Source organism: Nostoc sphaeroides (assembly GCF_003443655.1).
GTDB lineage: Bacteria > Cyanobacteriota > Cyanobacteriia > Cyanobacteriales > Nostocaceae > Nostoc > Nostoc sphaeroides.
This window is the reverse complement of sequence record NZ_CP031941.1, coordinates 3,804,137-3,827,224: the sequence shown is the minus strand read 5'-3', so window position 1 is coordinate 3,827,224 and position 23,088 is coordinate 3,804,137. Positions and strand designations below refer to the sequence as shown.

Genomic DNA, 23,088 nt, shown 5'->3' with positions numbered 1-23,088 from the left:
TTGTAAAAGATTTAAGCGATCGCTAATTTCTGTTTCGACGTTGATAATCTTCCCAAGGGGGTTGAAATCCTCGTCGTAGCAGAAAGTCTGTTTGGATTTGCTGTATTTGGCGAGATGCATCGCTATCGTTTCCTCCTTCTGCGGCTGCTTCTAATTGCAGTTGTTCTAGCTGTGCCAGTGCTGTCAAAGGCTGATCTAAAATTGCATTCAATCCAGCAAGGGCGCGGCGTGTGCCTTTGTCTTCTGGTTTTTGTGCCAACACTTGAGCATAAATCTCCTGTGCCGATTCAAAGCGGCGCTGTTCAAAGCGAATTCCGCCCAAAGCCGCTAAGGCATCGATGTTATCTGGTTGCTGCGCCAAAATATTCTGATAGGTACTGCTAGCCAAATTCAGATCACCTACAGATCGAGCCAACTCTGCCTGCAACTGGTATGAGTCAGAAGTGTTGGGAATACGGGCAATCAACTGCTTCATCCGCGCTTGTGCTTGGGCAGGATTGCGTTTTGCTATCACCTGTAATAGGCGCAGTTGTAGTGGTATGGAAGTAGGGTCAGTTTCTACCAGATAACTATACAAAGCTTCTTTTTGCGGATCAGTAGGCAGCGCTCCTATCAAACTGTATAGTTCTGGAGGAGTATTGGTTGCAGGTTGTGTAGCTAACCAATTGTTGAGAACTGCCTCTGCTTCTGGTTGGGAGATCCGCTTGGCTTGATAGGCGATACTAGCACGCCCTAGTTGAATCGACAAATTTTGAGGATTGCGAGCTATTAATTGGTCATAAACTGTCACAGCCTCATCAAAACGCTTTTGTTGCAGTCGTATTCCAGCCAGTCCGCCTAAAGCAGCATCAATAATATCGCTATTATTTGGCTTACTAGCAATCACAGCTTGGTAACGTTGAGCGCTAGCTTCGAGATTACCCTCACGACGCTCAATTTCTGCTGCTAGTAATTGGGGCGCGAGGTCTTTAGCACCTGCTCTGGTAGCTGTGTAAGCTGCCAAAGCTTGCCTTGCACCATTCAACTCTTGGCGCTGCACATACATCTGCGCCACCCGGAAATTCAAAAACGGTACGTTAACCCCCATTTGTAAAAGATTTTGGTACACAGGTAAAAATTCTGGGTCGGGAACATCAATGTTCACTAAAGCATTAGCTAGCTGTTGCAACTGGACGCGATCGCTCGGCGTTGATTGGATTGCAGTAGTCAAACGCTGTTTCAAGTCATTTTTACCGAGTAAACCTAGCTGATTTTCCAAAGCTAATTGCTGTACCACCAGACTTTGATCGTTGGGAAATTCTAACGCCACCCGTCGATACAGTTGCAGTGCTGTTTGTCGTCCTTCGGGGAACCCACTAAAGACATCAGCGACTTCGCGCAGTAGTTTGGGGGAAGGGTTGGGATCGGTTTGCAGTGCTTGACGGTAGAGATTGAAAACTTGCTGGGTGAGAGTGGGGTTATTGGTGTACTTGCGAATTTCATTGAGCGATCGCGCTAAGGGCAAAATCGCATCTGGCCTTCCTTGTAATACATCCAAAACCGCCAATGCTTGAGCTTGTTGTTGATTGGCAAGGTATGCTACAGCTAGTTCTTTACGGGTTTCAAACCCTATCTCGTCAAGTTTATTGGAGCGCTGCAACTGCGCTTCTAACACCTGTACTGCCCCTCCAGGATTGCCTGTTTCTCGTAAGGTGCGACCGTAGGCTAGGGCTGCATACTCTGTAATGGCTTTGCCAGTGGAGCGGTAACGGTTAAACAACTCCAGTGCTTTCGGAAAATCCCCACTGTAACTATAAGTTTGGGCTGCATCAACGACTGCCTTTGGTGTGGGATTGTTGTTCAGCACGATTTGGTAGTCTGCCAAAGACTCGCTTAATCGTCCTTGATAAGAGTAGAGTAGGGCACGGGAACCACGACCTTCTGAGTCATTAGGATTTAACTCTAATAAAGTTGTTAGAGCCTCAATTCCTTTTAAGTTCCACTCAGGACGATAAGTAGCCAATAGACCAACCGCCTTTAACGCTAGTTGGTTGTTGGAGTCTACCGCCAGTACTTGTTGATAAGCAGTCCAAGCTTCGGGAATACGTCCGGCTTTGCGATAAGCGATCGCTAATCCTAACCTAACTTGCGAAGATTGCGGTTGAGTTTTGAGGGCTTGCTGGAAGGCTGCGATCGCATCATTAATGAAGCCTTTTTTTAAGAATGCAAAACCCTTTTGTGCCGATGCTGATAAGCTCTGTGCTTGAGCTTCGGCAATGCTGCCCAAAGGTGGCACAGTTAGCAAGTAAGTAAAAAGGAAAAATGAACAAGTAAAAAGAGAACGATATTTAATTTTTTTACCTTTTCCCTTTTGCTTTTTATCTATATTGTTTTGATTCATTGAGTAATTCTCCCTCTGGGAGTGATACCAAATTCTGATTTCACTCTGATACCGAAAACTGTTTCTGAGAAATCATCACGCGCTTGAACCGACAAGCCTAGCCGTAGATTGTCAAGAAATTTAAAATCATAGAACATTTCTAATACATCGGGACTATTTCCACGACGTAGCTGATCGTTAGAGAGAGCGCGTCCATAAGCTATTCCTACCCGGTCATCTGGGGTAAACAGATCCACAAAACTAGCTCCCAAGACGTAAGTATTTGCACCCTCTCCTAAAGTGCGGTTTTCGTAGCGACCATAGCGCCCAAACAAACCTAATTTCAGATTGGGAATAAAGACTTCGGCATTGAGGCCGTATGCTTCTTCGCGATCGTTTTTATCAGGGCCAAATTGATTGTTACCTCTGGCAATGCTATAGCTTTCAAGGAAGCTATCATTAACACCAGCGTCGCGATCGCTAGCATAAGTACCACGAATAATTGCATTCCCGTAACGGACGCCGATTTCGCCAGCAAATCCATCTAAAGAAAAGTCACCGATTTTATCTGCTGATGAAAAGACTGCTGCTTTGGCTTCAATATTGTCGGTGATACTCCAATCGGTTAACAAACCAGTGCGGGAACTAATCCCTGTCGCCGCCAGTGCTGGGTTAGTTTGAAACACCGGATTAAAGAATTGACTAGCTCCATCTTTAGCAAAGCTGTTGCGATCGAAATAAGACGTTAAATCTATTTGACCGATCACAAACCGCAGATTAGGTACTCCTGCTAGTGAAGTCGCCAAATAAAGCTCGTTGACGTTCAAACCATCGTTTCGAGAGTCATCGAAGTTGCGGTTGCTCCCTTGGCTTGTTAAGTCCAGAGTTGCCCCAATCAAAGCTTGAGGAGACAGTGGATAGACTCCGCTAACTCTCGCCCGCGCTGAGGTGTCGCCGCCTTGGGTAATATAAACTCCTTGGAATTGTAAAGAGGGTTCCCTTAAACTACTGCTAGTAAGCTGGCGGCGTTGTTGAGTAGTTATTGATGGGGTAACTGGCACTGCTGTGCTTGGAGTGGGAGTCGTATTAAGAAATGATGGTGTTGTCTGTGGATTGGGTAATTGTTGATTAAAAGTTGGTGCTGCTCCTGGTGCAGTTGATTCTGGGGTTGCAGGCAAGTTGGGAAGTGGTGGCAGGGGGGCTGTTTGAGAACTGAGTAGTTGATTAAAAGTTGGTGCTACTCCTGGTGCAGTGAATTCTTGCGTTGCAGCCGAGTTGGGAAGTGTTGACAGGGGGGCCGTTTGAGAACTGAGTAGTTGATTAAAAGTTGGTGCTGCTGGTGCAGTTGATTCTGGTGTTTCAGGCAAGTTGGCGAGTGGTGGCAGTGGGGCTGAACTACTTGGTAGCTCCGAGCCATTCATCTGTCCCTGCAATCCTAAATTCAGGTTAGAAGTATCTCCACCTGCTGCCACTCGTGGTGCAACAGAACTACGTGCTGCTGCCGGGGCTTTTCCAGTTACCTGCTGCTGAATAAAGACACTCTCCATTTGTTGGAGATCGTTGGCTGGTTTGGGTTCTACAACTTTCAACACTGGATTAGCGATCGGTGCAACTGCTACACCAGTCGTTATGCGTGCAGAAGGCAATGTTTGCCACCCTGACTGAGATTGACCCTTATTGACGGGTAATTTAGGCACTGGTAGCGGTTCTGCTAAACCCAATTGGTAGTCGCTAGTCTTTAGCTGAGATGGGTTGACTTGAGCTGAAGATTTTTCGCTCACTGCCAGTACCCAGCAAATCGAGACGGCGACAGTACAAAGCAATGGATAAACCTTGTGGTACTGGCTTGGAAAAGTAAATTTATAACAATCGAGTACTGTTTGCCTCATCAGCCTAGTTGGGTAACAACTACATATTTAGGTTATTCAATGTCGCTACTTTAGCAAAGTAAATGAGTATTAACCACTAGATTTCATAAAATTTGCAATTTTCAATTAATTGATTAAGAGTCCATAAAACTTGTTATTTTAAAAAATAAATTGGGCATAATAGATAAAAACCTGAGCTATTTGCAAATAAACCAAATAAAATGCCTTTTATCATGCAAAATCTTGATTTAAAGACTATTTTGACTAAATTAAAAGCTTTATCTCCTACTAATCTCCAGGCAGCCATTTGCCTAATGCTTTTAGCTGGCAGTTACGGCTGTGTTCAAAAAGCACAAGAAAAAGTAGAGATGAAAATTGGAGATGTACAACCTATATCAAGTAAAGGTATATACAATGTCGTCGGTAGTACCAATCTGCCCGAGTCTAGCAAGATTACAGTGGCCGCTGTGCGTTATTTGCGTCCAGTATCAGGACAAACAGAAGCTTTACTGAATTCAGACACGAAGATTAACCGTTCAATTCTGGCTCGTCAAATTGTGGAAGTGAAACAGGGACAATGGGAGGCTGCGCTGAATCTGTGGCAAGTTTCACCCGATGGTAGTTTCCAAGAAGTCTGGCAAGCAAATCCAGCACAAATACGACTGTTTCCAGAAGGTGGCGTTACATTTGTAGCTATTTTCGATCCTGCTACTCAGTCGGAACAGCCAGATAATCAAAACTCTCAAAAGTTAAAGTTAGAAAATCAACAGCTTTTCAAGCTTGAAAAGCTTGAAAGCAAGTTGATTCGCTTTACTAACGAAGGTGAAAAATATTTACAAGTTAGCCAAACCTTAACAGTAGCCCTACCTACGGGGAAAACAATACCACCTCGTCCCCAACCGGAAGACTTGAATGGTGGTTGGGGAAACCGATATCAAATCCCGCCGCAATCTATAGCTTCTAAAAGTACCTTACCTCCACCGATTAAAAATAGGCAAACGGATGCCTATCTGACTCCTTCAGAGTTTCTCAGGTAAGAATTATAGTGGTTCTCAGTTGAGTCGTTACAGAACTCTCTCCCTTGGTGTTCAGATCCCCGACTTCGCGGAAGTTGTCGGGGATCTAGCAGCCCCGCAATATTAATGGGACAGAACACTAGTGCTCTGTCTTATTAATTCTGATTGATTAGTTTGTTACCAAAACCCTGTAAAGACGCGAAATTTCGCGTCTCTACAACCCAGCAAAATTAATGGGACAGACCACTAGCCTTCCATCGCTCTCTTTTTGATATATAAAAACTGGAATACCAGCCTCAATATGAGCGCTGGCATCCAGATATTAATTACCCAATAACCACCAATTCAGTGGGCATTAATTTCAGTAGATTTTAAAGGACAGTATTATAGTAAATCTGAAATTTAGCTGGGGATTCTACCTCAGCATTTGTTGATTGAGACAGTTGCAAATTCTCCTGCATTGCTTCCATCTGTAGCATCATCTCTTTAATTTGTTTTTGCAACTCTTCAAATTCTGATGGACTAATTGCTGTTTGATTCACTTCACCAGCAGCAATTTCTTTGATACTGTTGGGATTTTCTTGAGCATAGCCAAGGAAAGTTTGGGCAGATGCAAACGCAGAAGTAGCAGCAATATCTTTCATAGTGGTATTTTTTTGAGTTGCAACCTTTGGTACAGGATTTATTGGTTGTGCGTGTACCTGCGTCGGGGGTTGCGCTCCAATAGGTTGAGATGCAGTTATTGCAGAGTTTTTTGAACTGAGAGCTTGGTCAAAAGATACCTCGTCATCTAAAAAAGCGCTCAATCCAGAAATTTGCAGCCGAGGCTCGGAAACTTGCCATTCTTTTAGTAATGTCTCTTTTTGCTGTAGGTGTTGCTCTAGATTAGATAATTCCTGCTGAATTTTCGCTGATTTGGAAGAAGAATTTCGCCAACCACAGAAAGCGAGTGCTGAAATTCCAGACCCTATACTAAGTGCAGTTGCAAAAACTACATAAGGAATAGCAATATCTCTAAGCTTGCCATAAAAAATAGGTTCTTCCTGGAATTTGATAGCAATTTGTTTATCGCCTAGTGTCGCAAGGGGAAATGACATTAAAGAAAATACACTTAGAGAAGCGATCGCAGGTGGTAGTAAAAATTTTTGCAGCGCAGAAAGTGTCATATTCAGAAAGCTTTTGTAAAAGAAAAGACTATGGGTAGATTGCAGCAAATCTAATTACCGCTTATAACTTCTAGCTTGTATAGAGTTTTTGCGGTGACTCAATATGTGTACTGCCTTAGTATCTAAATTATTCTCTATACAAAATATTTTCAATAGAAAACTCATGAAGAACTCAGTAAATTACGTAAATTTTTTGTAAATTAAGCAACCGATGCAAATTATATAAATGGAAATGCAAAACCTAGATGCAAGTTTATACGTATTGACAGTTAAAGTTTTTAGCGTTATCGACTTCCACTATCCAATTTTTGCGGATACAGAAACAATAGTAGCTAAATATTGCTCTAATATTATTAGGATGGTCAGACGCATGGAAGGTTAATTAAGTAATAAACCAGATGTAGCATAAATAAAGTGTGTGTAAATTACAAATGTTTATTGTTGGCTAAAAATCATGTTTACAAAAATACTTTTTACGTAAAGATTCTGTGAATCTTCATTAACAGTAGAAATCACTACTTATTTTTTTGCGGATTTATCTTAGACATTTTTCTCCTATAAAAGTAAAATTATGTAAGTTGTCGATCAAAATAAACCAAGAACATTGAAATTACATAAGCAATTACTGATATTTTCTCTAAGTCTAGTAGTGTTTTTAGTAGTTATCCTGACTAAATCACCTGCTAGTATTCACTTAGATAGTTCTAGGGCTGCGACGCCAATAGAGCTACCACTTTCAACAATTGGTAGAACCATTGTGGATGCCAAAGGCAAGGTTATATTGCTCAGAGGTGTGAATTGGTTTGGTATGGAAACTGATACGCACGCTCCTCACGGATTATGGAAACGAGATTATAAAGAAATGCTGGCACAGATTAAAAGCTTAGGATATAACGTCATCCGGTTACCTTATTCTGTGGCAGCATTGCGATCGCTTAATGTAAGTGGCATTGACTTTGGAATTGGCAGCAACACAGAACTTCAAGGTAGAACCCCCTTGGAGGTAATGGACTTAGTTATTCAGGAAGCGGAACGTCAAGGATTGCTAATCCTGCTCGACAGCCACCGCCTCAACGACCAGCAAATTCCAGAATTGTGGTATGGAGACGGCTTTACCGAAGCAGACTGGATCGATACTTGGACAATGTTAGCAATCCGCTACAAGAATCAAACTAACGTGATTGGCGCAGACTTAAAAAATGAACCTCACGGGAAAGCTAGCTGGGGTGATAACAATATAAGTACTGACTGGCGACTAGCAGCAGAACGTGCAGGCAATGCGATTCTGGGCGTTAATCCTAATTGGCTAATTGTCGTTGAAGGAGTGGAAAAGAATGTCCCCGGTCAACAACTGCCACAGCATTGGTATGGTGGAAATTTAGAAGGTGTAAAAAACTACCCGGTACGTTTGTCTCGTTCTAATAAGCTAGTCTATTCTCCTCATGAGTACGGCGCTGGGGTCTACAATCAGCCTTACTTTTATGACTCTAACTTTCCTAACAATCTAATTGATCGCTGGCAAATAGGATTTAACTATATCGCTAGTCAGAATATTGCTCCCATCTTGATTGGGGAGTTTGGGGGACGGCAAGTAGACTTAAATTCCAAAGAGGGAATTTGGCAAAATGAGTTGGTGAAATACATTCAAAAAAATAACTTGAGCTTTACTTACTGGAGTTGGAATCCTAATAGTACTGATACAGGCGGAATTTTATTAGATGATTGGCAAAGTGTTGATCTACCCAAGCAGCAATTACTGTCCCAACTGCTCCCACTGGTACAAGTTCAACCGCCAGTTCAACCGAGTAATCCTCCTGTCTCCCCAACTCCAACTCCTTCTGTCTCTCCAACTCCAACTCCAACTCCTTCTGTCTCCCCATCTACTACTACTGCTCAACTAAAAGTCACTACTGAGATCAATTCCAACTGGGAAACTGGATTTTGTGTCAGTTTCAAAATTACAAATCAGGGTAATACCAAGGTTAATAACTGGCAACTGGCATTTAAGATGAATCAAGCTAAGATTAATAACTTTTGGAACGCAGATTTTAAGCAGCAAGGAGCGATACAGTATGTAGTGGCTCCTTTGGACTGGGGAAAAACAATTGAACCAAATCAAGTACGGGATACTGGGTTTTGTGCCAACAAACTTGGCTCTGACTACCAGCCGCAGCAAATAGCCGCCGTTTCGATTTGAAGTCAAAAGTTAAAAGGCGAATTTGTCATGATAGGAGAAATCACCAATCCCATTAACCATTGAGTATTAACTCATCACACAAGATGACTGAAGCAACAGCAACTCGTCCTGATATCTATGTTCGGGAAACCGGGCCAACGATTCATTACCTGGTGGCAATGTCCCAACCAGAAACCCATCTGTTTGAGGTGACTCTAAACCTTGTCGATTACCACTCGCCGATTCTCGATTTAAAACTACCCGTGTGGACACCCGGTTCCTACTTAGTCCGGGAATACGCCAAGAATTTACAGGATTTTGAGGCTTTTGCAGAGGATAAGCCTTTACCTTGGCGGAAGATCAGTAAAAATCACTGGCAGGTAGATAAAAAGGGTGTTTCAGAATTAACTGTACGTTACCGCGTTTTTGCGAATGAGCTATCGGTACGGACAAATCACTTAGATGCTACCCACGGTTATTTCAACGGTGCGGCACTATTTTTTAGAATACCGGGCTGGGACAAGCAACCCATTCGCGTCACTATCGTACCACCACGCCCGGAATGGCAGGTAACTACTGCCTTGCCACCCGTTGGTGAGGAAACAAATACTTTCTTAGCTGGCGATTTTGATACTCTTGTTGATACTCCCTTTGAGATTGGTCGCCACCAATTGTATAATTTTGAGGTTTTGGGAAAACCCCATGAACTGGCAATCTGGGGGCAAGGAAATTTCCAAGCCCAGCAGATGATTGCTGATATTCAAAAAATTATTCAGGTAGAAGCACAGATGTTCGGCGGTTTGCCTTATGAACGATACGTGTTTCTACTACATTTATTTAGCCAAGCTTTTGGCGGTTTGGAGCATAAAGACTCTTGTTCATTAATTTACCAGCGTTTTGGATTTCGCGCTCAAGATAAGTACAATCGCTTTATCCAATTGGTAGCACACGAGTTCTTTCACTTGTGGAATGTCAAGCGAATTCGCCCAAAAGCATTAGAGGTTTTTGATTACGACCAAGAAAATTACACACCATCATTATGGTTTTGTGAAGGTACTACTAGTTACTATGACTTGTTAATTCCTTTGCGGGCAGGAATTTATGATGTTCAATCGTATTTGAATAATTTGGGCAAAGAAATTACCAGATATGAAATGACACCGGGGCGCAAGGTACAACCCGTTTCTGAGTCGAGTTTTGATGCCTGGATAAAACTATATCGCCCGGATGCCAATAGCGGTAATTCCCAAATTTCCTACTATTTAAAGGGAGAAATGGTATCGTTATTGCTGGATTTACTGATTCGCTCTACTCACGACAATCAGCGCTCCCTCGATGACGTGATGCTGAAAATGTGGCAGCAATTTGGGAAAGATGAAATTGGCTATACCCCAGAACAGTTGCAGGAAGTTATAGAATCTGTAGCTGGAATCGATTTGACTGATTTCTTTAAACGCTACATTGATGGCACTGACGATTTGCCCTTGAATCAGTATTTAGAACCCTTTGGCTTGCAGTTGGTAGCCGATCAGCAGGAAGAACCTTACTTAGGTGTGAGAATAAATACAGAGAATGGGCGGGAGATTATTAAGTTTGTGGAAACTGGTTCACCTGCACAAATGGGGGGAATTGATGCAGGTGATGAGTTGTTAGCAATTGATGGGATTAAGGTAACGGGGAATAGTTTAAGCGATCGCCTGAAAGATTACCAACCAAATGATAAAATTGAAGTCGCAGTTTTCCACCAAGACGAACTCCGTACTTATTCCATCATCCTCGCCTCACCACATCCAACTCGGTATCAGGTAAAGCCTGTTGAGCATCCTAACTCCACACAACAGCAAAACTTTGCTGGATGGCTTGGGGTAGCGATCGCAACTGTTTGATAAAGTAATTGGGGAGTGGGGAGTAGGGAGTAGGGAAAAGGGGGACAAGGGAGACAAGGGAGAATTATTGAACAAGTTTCTTCCTTGTCTCTTCCCATTCCCCATTCCCCATTCCCCACTCCCCACTTCTAAGCCGTTCTCACCGCCCCTGAGTAAATCAAACCCCGTTGCAGATCCAGGGTTATAATCGCCCCATCCCGGATCGCTTGCGTTGCCTGCTTCACGCCGACAATCACTGGTACACCGAGACGCAAGCCAATGACGGCTGCGTGACTTGTAAGACTTTCCTCTTCAGTAATAATCCCGGCAGCTTTCCGAATTGCCTCGACGAAATCGGCACTAGTGCGGGGTGCAACTAATATGTCTCCAGGATTAAAGTTACTAACATCCATACCAGTATTAGCCACCCTTGCGCGACCACTCACTGAACCTTGTCCCAGTCCAATTCCGTGACCTAATATTGCCGTTACTACCTCTACCTTAATCAAATCTGTGGAGCCGGAAATTCCCTGGAGTGTGCCAGCCGTCATCACTACTAAATCTCCTTGGGACAATAACTGAAGTTCCTGAGCCACGTTGATCGCAGCTTGAAATGTCTGACCAGTGGAAGGTAATCCTAGCACCAACAGGGGTTTTACTCCCCAGACCATTTGTAGCTGCCGCGCCACATTTACATGGGGTGTCACTGCCAAAATCGGTGTACGAGGACGAAACTTAGAGACATTGCGAGCTGTTGCCCCCGTTTGCGTTAGGGTCATGATTGCTGCTGCACCTAGTTGTTCGGCAATTTGACCTACAGCTTGACTAATAGCATTGGGAATGGAGCGTCGGGCATCTTTTAAAGAACGTAAGTTTAAATGTTGGGATTCTTCCTGCTCCATCCGCTCGGCAATTCGTGCCATCGTCGCCACTGCTTCTACTGGGAAGCTACCCACAGCAGTTTCATTGGAGAGCATTACGGCGTCCGTGCCGTCTAAAATCGCATTTGCTACATCCGATACTTCAGCACGAGTGGGACGGGGATTGCTCACCATGCTGTCTAACATTTGGGTGGCGGTGATGATGGGAATTCCCAAGCGATTTGCTGTAGCAATTAGCCGCTTTTGGAGTACCGGAACATCTTCAGCTGGCAATTCTACCCCTAAGTCACCTCTGGCAACCATTACGCCATCACACAAAGCCAGAACTGCCTCCATTTGTTCAATGGCCTCGTGCTTTTCAATTTTGGCAATCACTGGCACTTGCTTGCCTGTACTGGAAATTAGTTCTTTAATTTCGATCATGTCCTGGGGATTGCGGACAAAGGAAAGTGCCACCCAATCTACACCTTGATCTAGACCAAACATCAGATCCTCTCGGTCTTTGTCGGTCATTGCCTTAATTGACAGGTAAACGCCAGGAAAGTTTACGCCTTTGTTGTTAGAAAGTTTTCCAGGCACGGTGATCCGACAATGCAAATCACCTTTGTCCCGGTTAATCTCCTGCACAACCATTTCTACTCGTCCATCATCAAGCAGGATTTTTGCTCCAACTGGGACTTCTTCGGCTAAATAATCGTAGGTAACGCAACTAATCTCCTGCGTACCTACAACTGGACGATTTGTCAAGGTGAAGCGATCGCCTTTTGCTAAAACTATAGCCCCGTTGTCAAACTTACCCAAGCGAATTTTTGGGCCCTGCAAGTCTTGGAGAATAGCCACTGGTTGATTTAGTTCAAAGGCGGTTTGCCGAATTAAGCGAATACTACGTTGATGGTCGGCATGAGTTCCGTGGGAGAAGTTTAGCCGCAGCGTCGTGGCTCCCGCTTCAATAATCGCCTTAAGCATTTCAGGACTGCTAGTGGCGGGGCCAATAGTAGCGACAATTTTTGTCCGGCGCAGAGAATCTCTTAATTGCATAGGGGCTGAAGTGAGGGAGCTATCTGGGAAGTCATCGTAACTTAAGTTGCATCTCCTTTTCAGTCACTGCTATACCAATAAATATAAGCAGTTAGAGAGGGCTTATAGGAGAGTATGGGCTGTGGGATAGACTAGATATAGTACATCAATCTTGTATCCATCCTCCCAACGAAAGAGTTTATCCCATCAACTTTTTGCCAATCGCCATACCCCACTTATCAGTAAAGATTACCTCAAGTCTTGAATCATAGCGTTATTCATCTACTGAATATGCAAAGCTGTAAATAAATATTGCTATACAAAAGGTTATAAAACTTTATTCTTCCCTAATATTTATCGTATATTCGTAATGTTTGATTAAGAAGGAGTCAATGTTAGAGATGATCACATCGGAGGCACGAAAGCCACTGACAATCCCGCCGAAGGAATTTTTAGCGCCTCCTGGTGATTTTAATCCCACGCTACTGCTGTTTTTGGTAGCTGTAGCAATGCTGGTGTTATCTAACTTTGGTTACTGGCTTTGGGAATGGCCGCACTGGCTCTGCTTTAGCGTTAACACTATTGCCTTGCATTGTGCTGGGACGGTTATTCACGACGCTTGTCACCAATCCGCTCATCGCAACCGGGTAATGAATGCGATGTTAGGGCATGGCAGTGCGTTGATGCTAGCTTTTGCTTTTCCAGTGTTTACGCGGGTGCATTTACAGCATCATGGCCATGTCAACCATCCCAAGGACGACCCAGATCATTATGTTTCTACGGGTGGCCCACTGTGGCTAATTGCAGTGCGGTTTTTGTACCACGAGGTATTTTTCTTTCAACGGCGACTGTGGCGGAAATATGAGCTATTGGAATGGTTTATCAGCCGCTTAATTGTCGGTGTAATTGTTTATATATCAGTGCAATACCACTTTTTAGGTTACATTCTGAATTTTTGGTTTATACCAGCTTTTGTGGTGGGGATAGCACTGGGATTATTTTTTGACTATTTGCCCCATCGTCCTTTTGCGGAGCGCGATCGCTGGAAAAATGCTCGCGTCTACCCTAATCCAGTTCTCAATATTCTGATTATGGGACAGAATTACCACTTAATTCATCATTTGTGGCCTTCTATTCCTTGGTATAATTATCAGCCTGCATATTATGTTATGAAGCCTCTGTTAGATGAAAAAGGATGTTATCAAACTTCAGGATTGTTACAGAAAAAGGACTTTTTTGAATTTGTTTACGACATCTTTCTAGGAATTCGGTTTCATCATCAAAAAGAATAGAGTTATTGTATACAGCGATCGCCCACTAATGGCTAGCACTGGGAAATTGACCACTTTTTGAATTCAAAATTCAAAATTCAAAATTCAAAATAAATTGTTATAAATTTTGAATTGATACCTAAAGGGATACAAGCCCCTAATTTCAATTATGAAAAAAAATAAAACACGTAGTATCAATATTCAAGCCCCCGCATTTATGCGTGGGGTATTAATTTTGAATTGATAATTTTGAATTTTGAATTGTTTTGACAAAAGTAGATCATGAGCAAGGCTAGCCTTCACAGTCAACTGAGCGCGATCGCTTCACAATTCCAAGTTTTTCAATGTGTTTCTTGTGCTATTGTACTGCGTCAATTCCTGATTAATCAAAACATTTCTGGTAAACAGGTTAGTCTATTTACGGGTAGCACAGAAGATCCTTTCTGCAATATTTACCATGAACACCTCCGACAAAACATCTCCATTAATGGGCGACATGAAGCGATCGCCGTTGAAATTAATGGGCAATAACTCATTTTTGACAACATCCATCCTGAAGGAATTTCCAGAGTAGACTGGATTAATAATCTATACTGCCCTGCTCTAGATTTAGGCGGCAATTTCCAAATCACCGAAACCGAATTTTAAGCAAGAGGGACAGATGGTTGATTTGTATGACCTAATCCACAATATACGGAAACGTCCTGCCATGTATTTGGGACGAGCTTCTATATCCAATCTCCGCACTTTTCTAGCAGGTTACTGCTTTGCTCGTCGCCAGATAGGAATCCCTCAAACACCTCAAGAACAGCAATTCTCAGAATTTCAAACCTGGATTCAGCAGAGATTTAATTTAACTTCCAATCAGACTTGGGATCAGATTATTTTATTTTTTTCCCAAGATGAACACACTGCACTAGATCAGTTTTTCAAATTGTTTGATGAATTCATTCAAACAGAACATCCTAGAGAAGTTCAACCGAATACAACGAATAATTTGATAATGGTTTCAGGAACCCAAGATTAAAAGAAGCTTGAAATGGATGCTTTAGTGCAAGAACTCTACACAAATCTTTGATTTCAATAACCACACCTGGAGCGATCGCTGCTAAGATACTGCCAACGCTGGGTATCAATGGAAGTAAATCAGGTAGGCGATCGCTCTCTAAACAAAGCCCAATCAGTAATTTTGGTTGGTGATGTATGCAAGCGATCGCAGTAATTAAACTCACACAGAACGCCAATTTTCGATTTGCAAGTTAGGTACTCTTTGAAATTCTCGGACATTAGATGTTACCACAATATGATTATTGATTACTGCGATGGCTGCTACAAGTACATCATAAGCACCAATAGGTGAACCAGCTAATTTAAGAAAGCTTCTGATGTGGGCTGCTTGTTCTGCTTCTTTTGAATCAAAAGGTAAAATTGTAATTTAACCTAATAATATTTCAATAATTGATTGGATTTTAACAGCACGTTGTGGGTTTATAGCTAATCCATATTTCACCTCCATAACTGTTAAAGATGAAACAAAAATTTCCGTAGGGGGAGATGAACTTTATTCGCTTGAGGGTGTTTTCTTCTCCTTTGACAAAATCACTAATAACGCAAGTATCCAGTAAATAACCCATACATAATTAAAGTTCTATTTCGTTCGGTGGTATCAGTTCCTCTCGATATGATTCAAAGATAATACTTTCTTTTATACCTGAATATTGCATGATTATTTCTGGCCATTGGCTGGGTTTAGTTTCTAAGAAGGTGACAAACACTAAACTTTCAGTGATACCTTCTGGTGTTTCAGCTAATTCAATTTTGCCATTTTTATAAATTCCTTGAATTGTTTTTAACATATAGCTTACCTCTTACATAAACTTTAACCTATAGGAATCATATTTGATTTTTGAAAAATTTCAGTATAACTCAAAGAGGCTTCTTGACTGTTGCCTTACTACGCAAATAATTTCATAAATGAAATCGGATCGCTATATAAAAATAAATTCTCAAAGCGATCGCCTCGAAAGTTTCCCGAAAGTGCGATCGCTTACATTGGGTGACTATAAATAACCACGTAACTTAGCACAACTGTATCCAATTAAATCCTCTAGGTTATTTAAGTAAGCCCAGAGTTTTACGATCTTGTCATAACTAGCAGAAGGGATGGTTTATTTTCTAACCAACATTACCCGCAGACAAAACTTGTTCAACTGTAAGTGCAATTTCCGGGAAAGTTACAGATACAATTTGCTGACTCCCGCTAAACTCTTTTTCCTCGTACAATCCTTCTGACAACAATAAAATCGTAATTTTTGACTCTATTGGATCTACAATCCAATATTCAGGAATCTCTAACGCTGCATATTCAGAACGCTTATATCGATAATCGCGTTTTATTGAATCAGGGCTGACAACTTCTACTACTAATATCGGCGCAGACTGACAAACAGCAGATTCATCAAGTAATCCCATTACCTGTTCAGCCTTTACAACATAAACATCAGGCAATCTTGACTTTCGCCATCCCGTTCTCACGCCCGCTTCTCTAAAGCATAGCCAAGGTAAACTCAAGCGATTGATTTCTGCCTTAAAGTTATCCTGAATAAAGTCAGAAATTAGTAAATGTCTAAAAGTTGGTGGATTCATGCGTTCTAGTTTCCCATCCACCAGTTCATAACGGCTATCAGTACCATCGTTATAAGCGAGATATTCTTCAAAAGAGTATAGACGCTCTGTAGTTGTCTGTGTCATCGCGCAACTTTTAAATAAAGGTTTTTTTGAGATAGTACTCAAAAAATCATGAGTAATTGCACATTAGCTTGTAGTTACTTCCTACATAAATTTTAATCTATGGGACTCATATTTATTGTTGAAAAAATTTATTATAACTTAAAGAGGCTATCGGTCAAAGAGTGCGTAGGCGCAGCCCACCGTAGGCATCGCACTTTTACTTGGTATAAGAGTAATTAATTAGACATCTCCAAACAAAGCCAAATCAGTAATTTTGGTTGGTGATGTGTGCGAGCGATCGCAGTAATTAAATTCCCATTATATTAAAGGCGGAAGCTGCTACAGGCTGCGCGAAACACCCAAATGTGAAGGCGAAAAATGTAACTTTTAATCACGCCATTTTGCATACAGGTAGTTATTCAGAATCTTTTCATCTTTGCTCAGTAATATATTATTATTTAATAAAGCATTCGCCGTAATAATCCGATCAAAAGGATCGCGAGTCCAAGTAATAGTTAAGCTACTACTGATAATATCATTAAAGTTTTGATCACATATTTGTAAACCAATTTCCTCGGACAGGTTAGGAATAATCACATCCGGTTTATCTTTAAGACGTTTGATTTCATATAAATACTGTAACTCTAATCTCACAATTGGCGAAATATAAACGTCATTATCATTAATTAATGTTTTAGCGATATCAGTTAATTTATCTGTCAAGCCAGCATAGAGCCATGCTACTACATGAGTGTCAAGATAAATCAATATTAATCTCCTGTTGCCAACTGATATTAACTAAATCACCTGGATTTCCTTGAATAGCATCAGATTTCAATGTTAAGTTTTTAAGTTTATCTTTTTTTTCTATAGGAACAATTTTTAATAACTTACCATTTTTGTTAATTTCTAGTGGAATACCTGTTTCTAGCACCTCATCTAGTAGACGCTCAATATTATTACTTAATTCCGTTAGTGTAACCTTTTTCATTGCCTTTCTTAAAGATTTACATTCACATTGTTTGATAAGCTTAGATATGATAGCAAAAATCCTTCCCTTAGCCTAAAGATTGTTATGGAATGTAGCAACAATGCCTTAAATTCTCTAGTTCTGTGGATGTGTGCGATCGTCTCCGACGGGGCGTAGCCCATCGCCATTTTGTCACGGTGCATTATAAAAACCTTTGCGATCGCCTTATCGTTGTTCTAGGCTACAGGAAGCAAGCTACGCTGCGATCGCAGTAATTGATTTCTAGCTAAAAAGCTAATTAATGCCATCGCAGAGAGGGCGATCGCTTGTAGACGCTCTGCGGGATCTTGCGACCTTTGCTTAATTCAATCGGTAAAAGAATGCGTAGGCGTAGCCCAAACTAGGCATCGCACTTTTACTTGGTATAAGATTAAAAGGGAACAGGGAACAGGCAAGAGGGAACAGGGAAATCCCCATAATTAAAATTAGGGGATTTGTACAAGGACGTATTTTTTCTTGCGCTGCGCGTCTCAAAAAAAATGTTTTTATTTTTTTTCATAAATAAATTTAGGGGCTTTAGACCCAAAATTCGGGCAGGTTTTCAAAGCTGTTCCCTGTTCCCTCTTAAGAGTTCCCTGCCCGAAGGGCTTGGTAATTAATTGGATCGCTCTCCAAACAAAGCCAAATAAGTAATTTTGGTTGGTGATGAATGCAAGCGATCGCAGTAATTAAACTCCTTTTATATAGCGGTTCTCGCTTGGGTGCAGTACAGTTTTGACCTCACTTCCATTCCTCTCTCCTTTTAGGAGAGAGGCTTTGAATCTTACTCCCCAACCCTAGAAGAGAAGGGGCTGTTCTTGTTAGGTCTGTATTCGATGCAATTGCGAACCGTTATATTAAAGGCGGAAGCTGCTACAGGTTGCGCGAAACACCTAAACGTGAAGGCGGAAGCTGCTACAGGGTACGCGAAACACCTAAACGTGAAGGCGGAAGCTGCTACAGAGTACGCGAAACACCCAAACGTGAAAGCGGAAGTTGCTACAGGGAAGACGGAAGCTGCTACAGGGTACGCGAAACACCCAAACGTGAAGACGGAAGCTGCTGCAAGGAAGGCGGAAGCTGCTACAGGGTGCGCGAAACACCCAAACGTGAAGGCGGAAGCTGCTGCAAGGAAGACGGAAGTTGCTACAGGGAAGATAAACAGAGAAATTTGTTGGTTTACGAAGGATTTTAGCCCCTTGTTTTCTCTGTTTTGTTGAGGGTTTTGGATTTGAGCGATCGCCTCGAAAGTTTCTAAAGGATTACATAAACTTGAGTTAGCAAAACAACAAACAGAATTTAATGAAAACGGCAACAAGCGATTTACACTCATTAATCTAAGTGTTCAGACAGGTTTAGACTCTCATACCCTGTGTAAGATTTTTAGCCGTAGCAACAAAGTTGATCGATACTCGATTACCACGAAATCGATAGATGTGGAAATCTCGATCAAGAGTAAAAATTCGTCTCTGATTTAAGGTTTCAGCAGTGGCTACCAATGAAGCATCTGCTAAATCCATTGGGATATCTCTATATTGATCCATTAGCGATCGCATTTTTTCTTGTTCTTCTATATTATTGTGGTGCAACAAAAGAATCTGATCGGCAACATAGCTCCATAGCCCCATAGCTCCTGCTGTGCAGACCATCCACCATAGCGACCTAACAAATACATGGCTTCTGTAAAACAAGACCAAGTTGTTAGTAAAGGGGCTAATAGCTGAGGTAATATATCAACACAACCTTGGTGATTGGCATCGCTTTGGTTAATTAAAGCAATCAAGGCAGAAGCATCGCAGAGTATCACTGGTTTAACCTTGAAGGGTCATATTTAGCTGACAAAATATCTGCAAAAGCTTCCTTTGTACGTTCAGACAAGTTTGATGGCTGGAAATTAACTTGTCCTACTCTTCCTTGCAACAACTTGTCTAAGGTATCTGTAGATGCGTCACTTGAGGTTTCATTAGCCAGGATTATTAATTTTACTCGTCGTCCAGTCAGTTCAGAAGCACGTAGGAGAATCTCTTCCCACGTTCCATGAACTACCTCTAGCTAGCTTCGCTTGAGCTAGAGGTTTCTGCATCCTCTAGCTTGTTTTTAGCAAAGTTGCTTTGAGATTTCTGACGCTTCTTCGCCCCTAGTTGCCTCATACTTCCAGCTTGCTTTCGCGCCTTGGTGGATGAAGTAGAGCTAGACGACTCTGCGTCTGCGAGGACAGTTCCTGACCCCGGCAGATTCCCTTTACTCCAATAAAGCATAACCTGGGCAGCAGCAATATCTCTATCCTGACGATAACTACAAACACCGCACTCATGTACTCGGATATCGAGTGTTTTCTTGTGCTGGTGTCCACATTTAGGGCAGGTTTGAGAAGGCTTTACAAGGCGGGTTGGAACCTCGATAAATACACCACCAATTTGTTCTACTTTATATTTGATGGCGTTGCGTAGCATTCCAAATCCAACATCAAGGATAGACTTATTTAGTCCAGCCTTTTGTTTATGCGAAGAGCCTTTTTTAGGTTTACTAGTCATGTTTTTGACAACTAGAGTTTCAGTTGCCACCATGCTATTACTGCGTGTTATTTGTGTGGCAACTTGGTGTACCCAATTTTGGCGTTGGTTAGCAACTTTGCGGTTAAGTTTACTAACCTTTAATTGAGCTTTTTTAAACCGTCTAGAAGCTTTTATTTTTTTCTTTCTATTCGGCGCACGTTTACGTCTTTTATCCTTAGATGCTTTTTTGATTAGATGTTCTGCATTCCTCAAAAACTTGGGAGCATCAATTTGTTGGTGATTTTCACCATCAGTAATTGATAAAGCAGATTTACATCCAAAGTCAATACCAATAGCACCACAGGGTAGAATCTCTGGTTTGAGAGCTTGGTCTAATACATTGACAGTAATTGAGGCGTACCATTTACCATTACGATAAAGAATGGTGCAAGTAGTTGGTTTGCCCCAATATTTAGCCTGTCCACGCATTTGAATACGCCCAATCTTAGACAGACCCAAATACCCATTCTCTCCGTCTGACTCTAGCTTAAAACCTGCACAATCTGGATAAGTCCATCCCGAATAATGCCGAATTGATTTAAATCTAGGTCGTTTACCCAATCCCTTAAACCAACGTTCAAAGGCGTAATCAACACGTTTTAAAGTTGCTTGTAGTGCATGACTTGGAAGCTCTTTATATTCTAACCAAACTTCTTTAAACGCAGGTAAACAGTTTTGCTGCTCAAAATAATCAACTTTGTGATTATAGATTTTGTACTGGTTAAATCTGTTGTTTACTGCGGCATTGTACAAGTCCTTGTGGAGCTTTCGGTGATACCGCAATGTTAATTCAGTTTTTTCATTTGGGTATAAACGAAAGGTCATTCGTCTTGTTGCCACAGTATGTTTTTGTTTCCCTTCGACTACGCTCAGGGTAAACCTCCGAAATCTGGTATATTAGTCAGAATACATCAGACACGGTTACTTGTCAAATGCTTCCTCGCAAAGGGTCACATGCTGTTTTCTCTATTCACTTGCACTTTGTTTTTATTACCAAATATCGCAAACAGGTAATTACTGCACCAATCCTTGAAAGGATGCATGAGATTTTTGCAAATATTTGCATTAAAACTAATTGTATTTTGATAGAATTCTCAGGTGAACAAGACCACGTTCATTTGTTGGTAGACTACCATCCAGATAACAATATTTCTGATTTCACTTCTAGTTTAAAGTCTGCTAGTAGTAGGGTTATTCGCAAAGAATTTAAAGAACATATTGACAAGTTTTACTGGAAACCCCTGTTTTGGTCTAGCTCTTATTATGTTGCGTCAAGTGGAGGCGCACCAATCGACAAATTAAAACAATACATTAAAGATCAAGATGCGCCAATCGAATAAATATGGATTGGTTATTTCCACTTCGTTCCAATAACCCGCTCTGATCCCTACCCTACTAAGAGTTGAGGGTAGGGACTGCCGCGATGCGTTCAAGGTTTAGGTTCAATCCCTGCTGTAAGACTGGAACGTAAACTCGGCAAATTGCCAGATGAAACACTACTAAAAATCAAACAAGCTTTGATATTTGCTCTGGATTTGGAAATTGAGGAAGAGCAGGGTGATTCCAAAGATGTGGATAGTACTTTATGATAAATGCGATTGATTTTGGGCGCGATCGCCTCACAAATAGACCTCAAATCACTACGGCAAACTTAATAATATTCTCCCATCAGCAGCAGGTTGAGCAGCCGCGTCAGCACATAATTATACTTTTGTGCTGTTTGTTAAATATATTTTATTTAAGTAATTTACACTTTTGACTTAACTGCTGGCTGTGATGTTTGTAAAGACTGGGGCAAACTCCAGTCAGGACGCAAGCTGGCGGCGTTGCGTAAGTAGATATGATGAATTGAGGCAGAGGCTGGCAGATAAGCGTGGATTAAGAATCGAATGCAACGCTGTAAGCTACCTTCGACGTGCATTTGCTGCACATCCAACATGGCCACATTATCCCAACCAGGACGCGATCTAGCGATCGCAGCTGGAAAAATCGCATCCAAATCGCGTGTTACCGAGAAAGTTACACTAATCATGTCCCTCGGCTCGAATTGATTCCGGTTTTCTAGTTCATCTAGTAGTTCTGTCACTACCTCTCGCATTGCCTCAACGGTATTTTCTGAAACGGTTGTTGCTCCGCGAATCGCCCGCATTTGCCACTCCACGCCCAAATCCTCCTTAAAAGAAAAAAGTTAGGGGTTAGCAGTTAAGAGTAAGAAATTGAGAGTTTTAACTCCTAACTCCTCACTCCTAACTCCTAACTCATATTAAGGTCGATATAACCACAAGGGTAAACCACTAGTAGACATTTCAAATTCGAGCCAATCAATACCAGCCCCAATTCCTGATGAAACTTGACGACTTCCTGGTAGAAGGCGACTCAATAAAGGTTTAGGTTCTTCTAGGGTATAGCAGAGAGTTTTTTCTGGATCAAGTCCGACTAGTTCTGCTGTCCAGCGACGGGCATCTTCTTCTGTGCCCAGACGATCTACAACACCCAACTCTAGGGCTTGCTGTCCAGTAAAAATCCGCCCATCGGCGAAACTTTTCACAGCTTCTACTGTTAAAGAACGGCCATCAGCTACCGTTTGGACAAACTGCTGATAACTTGTGTCAATCAACTCTTGCAGGATGTTTTCTTCTGGTTGAGTCAGTTGCCGGTCGAAAGCCAAAATGTCTTTGTAAGGGCCAGACTTAATTACCTGAAAGGAAACACCGATTTTTTCTAGCAAGCGTTCCAAGTTATTCCCACGCAGAATCACACCAATACTACCCGTAATTGTACCTGGATTAGCTACGATGTGTTCGGCTCCCATGCCGATGTAGACTCCTCCAGAAGCCGAGATATTGCCAAAGCTAGCGACGATTTTGATTTTTTCGCGCAGACGCTTTAGGGCGCTGTAGATTTCTTGAGAATCTCCGACTGTACCGCCAGGGCTATCTATACGGAGTAATAATGCGGGAAACTTTTTTTCTTCTATAGTTTTCAGGGCTTCTAGAACGCGTTTGCGAGTAGCACCCGCGATCGCACCAGTAATTTCAATCCGCGCAATTTGTTTTCTAAACTTGGGCTTAAACGGCCAAATCATGAGCTGTCAACATACCTCGTAATAAACTTAATATAAGATGCCCAACGGTCAGACGACCTCTTTTGCTCTGTTAAGAAACATGAGCAGGCA

At 41.9% G+C, this 23,088-nt stretch carries 23 protein-coding genes; 10 read left to right on the top strand and 13 right to left on the bottom strand.

Translation table 11 applies throughout. The features are described 5' to 3' along the window. Positions 1 to 22 precede the first annotated feature (22 nt). The gene (locus D1367_RS16855) at positions 23 to 2,380 is read right to left on the bottom strand and encodes a tetratricopeptide repeat protein (protein ID WP_118167452.1); all 2,358 of its coding nucleotides are present in this window, start codon (positions 2,378 to 2,380) and stop codon (positions 23 to 25) included. Continuing rightward, entirely contained in the window at positions 2,377 to 4,140 is a 1,764-nt protein-coding gene (locus D1367_RS16850; RefSeq protein WP_323808696.1) for a porin, read from the bottom strand. The genes D1367_RS16855 and D1367_RS16850 overlap by 4 nt, the downstream gene beginning before the upstream one ends. A gap of 308 nt (positions 4,141 to 4,448) precedes the next feature. Between D1367_RS16850 and D1367_RS16845 the strand changes: the two genes are divergently transcribed. After that, positions 4,449 to 5,264, top strand: coding sequence for a hypothetical protein (locus D1367_RS16845; protein WP_228674831.1), 816 nt, complete (start codon positions 4,449 to 4,451; stop codon positions 5,262 to 5,264). 350 nt (positions 5,265 to 5,614) lie between these two features. On the opposite strand, the gene D1367_RS16840 is transcribed toward D1367_RS16845, so the two are convergent. After that, complete coding sequence (locus D1367_RS16840) at positions 5,615 to 6,409, bottom strand: hypothetical protein (protein ID WP_225892215.1); 795 nt, start codon at positions 6,407 to 6,409, stop codon at positions 5,615 to 5,617. A gap of 604 nt (positions 6,410 to 7,013) precedes the next feature. Between D1367_RS16840 and D1367_RS16835 the strand changes: the two genes are divergently transcribed. After that, a complete protein-coding gene (locus tag D1367_RS16835; RefSeq protein WP_118167450.1) occupies positions 7,014 to 8,606 on the top strand; it encodes a cellulase family glycosylhydrolase in 1,593 nt (530 codons plus the stop codon). Positions 8,607 to 8,689: 83 nt separating this feature from the next. Then, positions 8,690 to 10,471, top strand: a complete 1,782-nt coding sequence (locus D1367_RS16830) for a M61 family metallopeptidase (RefSeq protein ID WP_118167449.1) — start codon at positions 8,690 to 8,692, stop codon at positions 10,469 to 10,471. Positions 10,472 to 10,599: 128 nt separating this feature from the next. On the opposite strand, the gene pyk is transcribed toward D1367_RS16830, so the two are convergent. Beyond that, on the bottom strand, positions 10,600 to 12,369 hold the full coding sequence (gene pyk / locus D1367_RS16820) for a pyruvate kinase (RefSeq protein ID WP_118167447.1): 1,770 nt from the start codon (positions 12,367 to 12,369) through the stop codon (positions 10,600 to 10,602). 380 nt (positions 12,370 to 12,749) lie between these two features. Between pyk and crtR the strand changes: the two genes are divergently transcribed. The 4 genes from crtR (at position 12,750) to D1367_RS32820 (ending at position 14,819) form a co-directional block, all read left to right on the top strand. After that, positions 12,750 to 13,640 carry a beta-carotene hydroxylase gene (crtR, locus tag D1367_RS16815; protein WP_118171532.1) on the top strand — a complete coding sequence of 297 codons (891 nt, stop codon included), beginning with the start codon at positions 12,750 to 12,752 and terminating at the stop codon, positions 13,638 to 13,640. Positions 13,641 to 13,901: 261 nt separating this feature from the next. Beyond that, positions 13,902 to 14,150 (top strand): papain fold toxin domain-containing protein, encoded by a 249-nt coding sequence (locus D1367_RS16810; protein WP_118167446.1) that lies wholly within the window; start codon positions 13,902 to 13,904, stop codon positions 14,148 to 14,150. A gap of 130 nt (positions 14,151 to 14,280) precedes the next feature. Beyond that, positions 14,281 to 14,646 (top strand): hypothetical protein, encoded by a 366-nt coding sequence (locus D1367_RS16805; protein ID WP_118167445.1) that lies wholly within the window; start codon positions 14,281 to 14,283, stop codon positions 14,644 to 14,646. Positions 14,647 to 14,693: 47 nt separating this feature from the next. After that, on the top strand, positions 14,694 to 14,819 hold the full coding sequence (locus D1367_RS32820; protein WP_267255661.1) for a hypothetical protein: 126 nt from the start codon (positions 14,694 to 14,696) through the stop codon (positions 14,817 to 14,819). A 28-nt stretch (positions 14,820 to 14,847) separates the two neighbouring features. Here the strand turns inward: D1367_RS32820 and D1367_RS33100 are convergent, their stop codons facing one another. From D1367_RS33100 to D1367_RS16780, 5 genes are all read right to left on the bottom strand, one after another. Then, a complete protein-coding gene (locus D1367_RS33100) occupies positions 14,848 to 15,006 on the bottom strand; it encodes a PIN domain-containing protein (protein WP_338042149.1) in 159 nt (52 codons plus the stop codon). Between the two features lie 253 nt (positions 15,007 to 15,259). Next, entirely contained in the window at positions 15,260 to 15,475 is a 216-nt protein-coding gene (locus D1367_RS16795) for a hypothetical protein (RefSeq protein WP_118167444.1), read from the bottom strand. 319 nt (positions 15,476 to 15,794) lie between these two features. Further along, a complete protein-coding gene (locus D1367_RS16790) occupies positions 15,795 to 16,370 on the bottom strand; it encodes a Uma2 family endonuclease (protein WP_118167443.1) in 576 nt (191 codons plus the stop codon). A 366-nt stretch (positions 16,371 to 16,736) separates the two neighbouring features. Further along, entirely contained in the window at positions 16,737 to 17,117 is a 381-nt protein-coding gene (locus D1367_RS16785; RefSeq protein ID WP_118167442.1) for a type II toxin-antitoxin system VapC family toxin, read from the bottom strand. After that, positions 17,104 to 17,340: a type II toxin-antitoxin system Phd/YefM family antitoxin gene (locus D1367_RS16780; RefSeq protein ID WP_118167441.1), complete on the bottom strand. Its 237-nt coding sequence runs from the start codon at positions 17,338 to 17,340 to the stop codon at positions 17,104 to 17,106. The genes D1367_RS16785 and D1367_RS16780 overlap by 14 nt, the downstream gene beginning before the upstream one ends. A gap of 122 nt (positions 17,341 to 17,462) precedes the next feature. Here D1367_RS16780 and D1367_RS32815 point away from each other — a divergent pair, with 122 nt between their 5' ends. Then, positions 17,463 to 17,594 carry a hypothetical protein gene (locus tag D1367_RS32815; protein WP_267255662.1) on the top strand — a complete coding sequence of 44 codons (132 nt, stop codon included), beginning with the start codon at positions 17,463 to 17,465 and terminating at the stop codon, positions 17,592 to 17,594. 582 nt (positions 17,595 to 18,176) lie between these two features. Further along, positions 18,177 to 18,578, top strand: coding sequence for a hypothetical protein (locus tag D1367_RS16775; protein WP_228674832.1), 402 nt, complete (start codon positions 18,177 to 18,179; stop codon positions 18,576 to 18,578). Between the two features lie 135 nt (positions 18,579 to 18,713). Here D1367_RS16775 and D1367_RS31815 read toward each other — a convergent pair whose 3' ends face one another. Beyond that, entirely contained in the window at positions 18,714 to 18,986 is a 273-nt protein-coding gene (locus D1367_RS31815; protein ID WP_220450960.1) for a PIN domain-containing protein, read from the bottom strand. Positions 18,987 to 19,406: 420 nt separating this feature from the next. Continuing rightward, complete coding sequence (locus tag D1367_RS16760) at positions 19,407 to 20,738, bottom strand: RNA-guided endonuclease InsQ/TnpB family protein (protein WP_118164919.1); 1,332 nt, start codon at positions 20,736 to 20,738, stop codon at positions 19,407 to 19,409. Positions 20,739 to 20,845: 107 nt separating this feature from the next. Here D1367_RS16760 and tnpA point away from each other — a divergent pair, with 107 nt between their 5' ends. Continuing rightward, positions 20,846 to 21,253, top strand: coding sequence for an IS200/IS605 family transposase (tnpA, locus tag D1367_RS16755; protein WP_118164924.1), 408 nt, complete (start codon positions 20,846 to 20,848; stop codon positions 21,251 to 21,253). A 407-nt stretch (positions 21,254 to 21,660) separates the two neighbouring features. Here the strand turns inward: tnpA and aroH are convergent, their stop codons facing one another. Further along, complete coding sequence (gene aroH / locus D1367_RS16745; protein WP_118167439.1) at positions 21,661 to 22,074, bottom strand: chorismate mutase; 414 nt, start codon at positions 22,072 to 22,074, stop codon at positions 21,661 to 21,663. A 102-nt stretch (positions 22,075 to 22,176) separates the two neighbouring features. After that, on the bottom strand, positions 22,177 to 22,998 hold the full coding sequence (gene sppA, locus D1367_RS16740) for a signal peptide peptidase SppA (protein ID WP_118167438.1): 822 nt from the start codon (positions 22,996 to 22,998) through the stop codon (positions 22,177 to 22,179). Positions 22,999 to 23,088 lie beyond the last annotated feature (90 nt).

Bases quoted from the DNA above. Each gene is read 5' to 3' on its own strand.
- D1367_RS31815 (WP_220450960.1), bottom strand. From the start codon at position 18,986: ATGGGGCTATGGAGCTATGTTGCCGATCAGATTCTTTTGTTGCACCAC.
- D1367_RS16805 (WP_118167445.1), top strand. From the start codon at position 14,281: ATGGTTGATTTGTATGACCTAATCCACAATATACGGAAACGTCCTGCC.
- D1367_RS16845 (WP_228674831.1), top strand. From the start codon at position 4,449: ATGCCTTTTATCATGCAAAATCTTGATTTAAAGACTATTTTGACTAAA.
- D1367_RS16795 (WP_118167444.1), bottom strand. From the start codon at position 15,475: ATGTTAAAAACAATTCAAGGAATTTATAAAAATGGCAAAATTGAATTA.
- crtR (WP_118171532.1), top strand. From the start codon at position 12,750: ATGATCACATCGGAGGCACGAAAGCCACTGACAATCCCGCCGAAGGAA.
- D1367_RS16760 (WP_118164919.1), bottom strand. From the start codon at position 20,738: ATGACCTTTCGTTTATACCCAAATGAAAAAACTGAATTAACATTGCGG.
- D1367_RS16780 (WP_118167441.1), bottom strand. From the start codon at position 17,340: ATGAAAAAGGTTACACTAACGGAATTAAGTAATAATATTGAGCGTCTA.
- D1367_RS16855 (WP_118167452.1), bottom strand. From the start codon at position 2,380: ATGAATCAAAACAATATAGATAAAAAGCAAAAGGGAAAAGGTAAAAAA.
- D1367_RS16840 (WP_225892215.1), bottom strand. From the start codon at position 6,409: ATGACACTTTCTGCGCTGCAAAAATTTTTACTACCACCTGCGATCGCT.
- D1367_RS16790 (WP_118167443.1), bottom strand. From the start codon at position 16,370: ATGACACAGACAACTACAGAGCGTCTATACTCTTTTGAAGAATATCTC.
- pyk (WP_118167447.1), bottom strand. From the start codon at position 12,369: ATGCAATTAAGAGATTCTCTGCGCCGGACAAAAATTGTCGCTACTATT.
- D1367_RS16830 (WP_118167449.1), top strand. From the start codon at position 8,690: ATGACTGAAGCAACAGCAACTCGTCCTGATATCTATGTTCGGGAAACC.
- sppA (WP_118167438.1), bottom strand. From the start codon at position 22,998: ATGATTTGGCCGTTTAAGCCCAAGTTTAGAAAACAAATTGCGCGGATT.
- tnpA (WP_118164924.1), top strand. From the start codon at position 20,846: ATGCTTCCTCGCAAAGGGTCACATGCTGTTTTCTCTATTCACTTGCAC.
- D1367_RS16810 (WP_118167446.1), top strand. From the start codon at position 13,902: ATGAGCAAGGCTAGCCTTCACAGTCAACTGAGCGCGATCGCTTCACAA.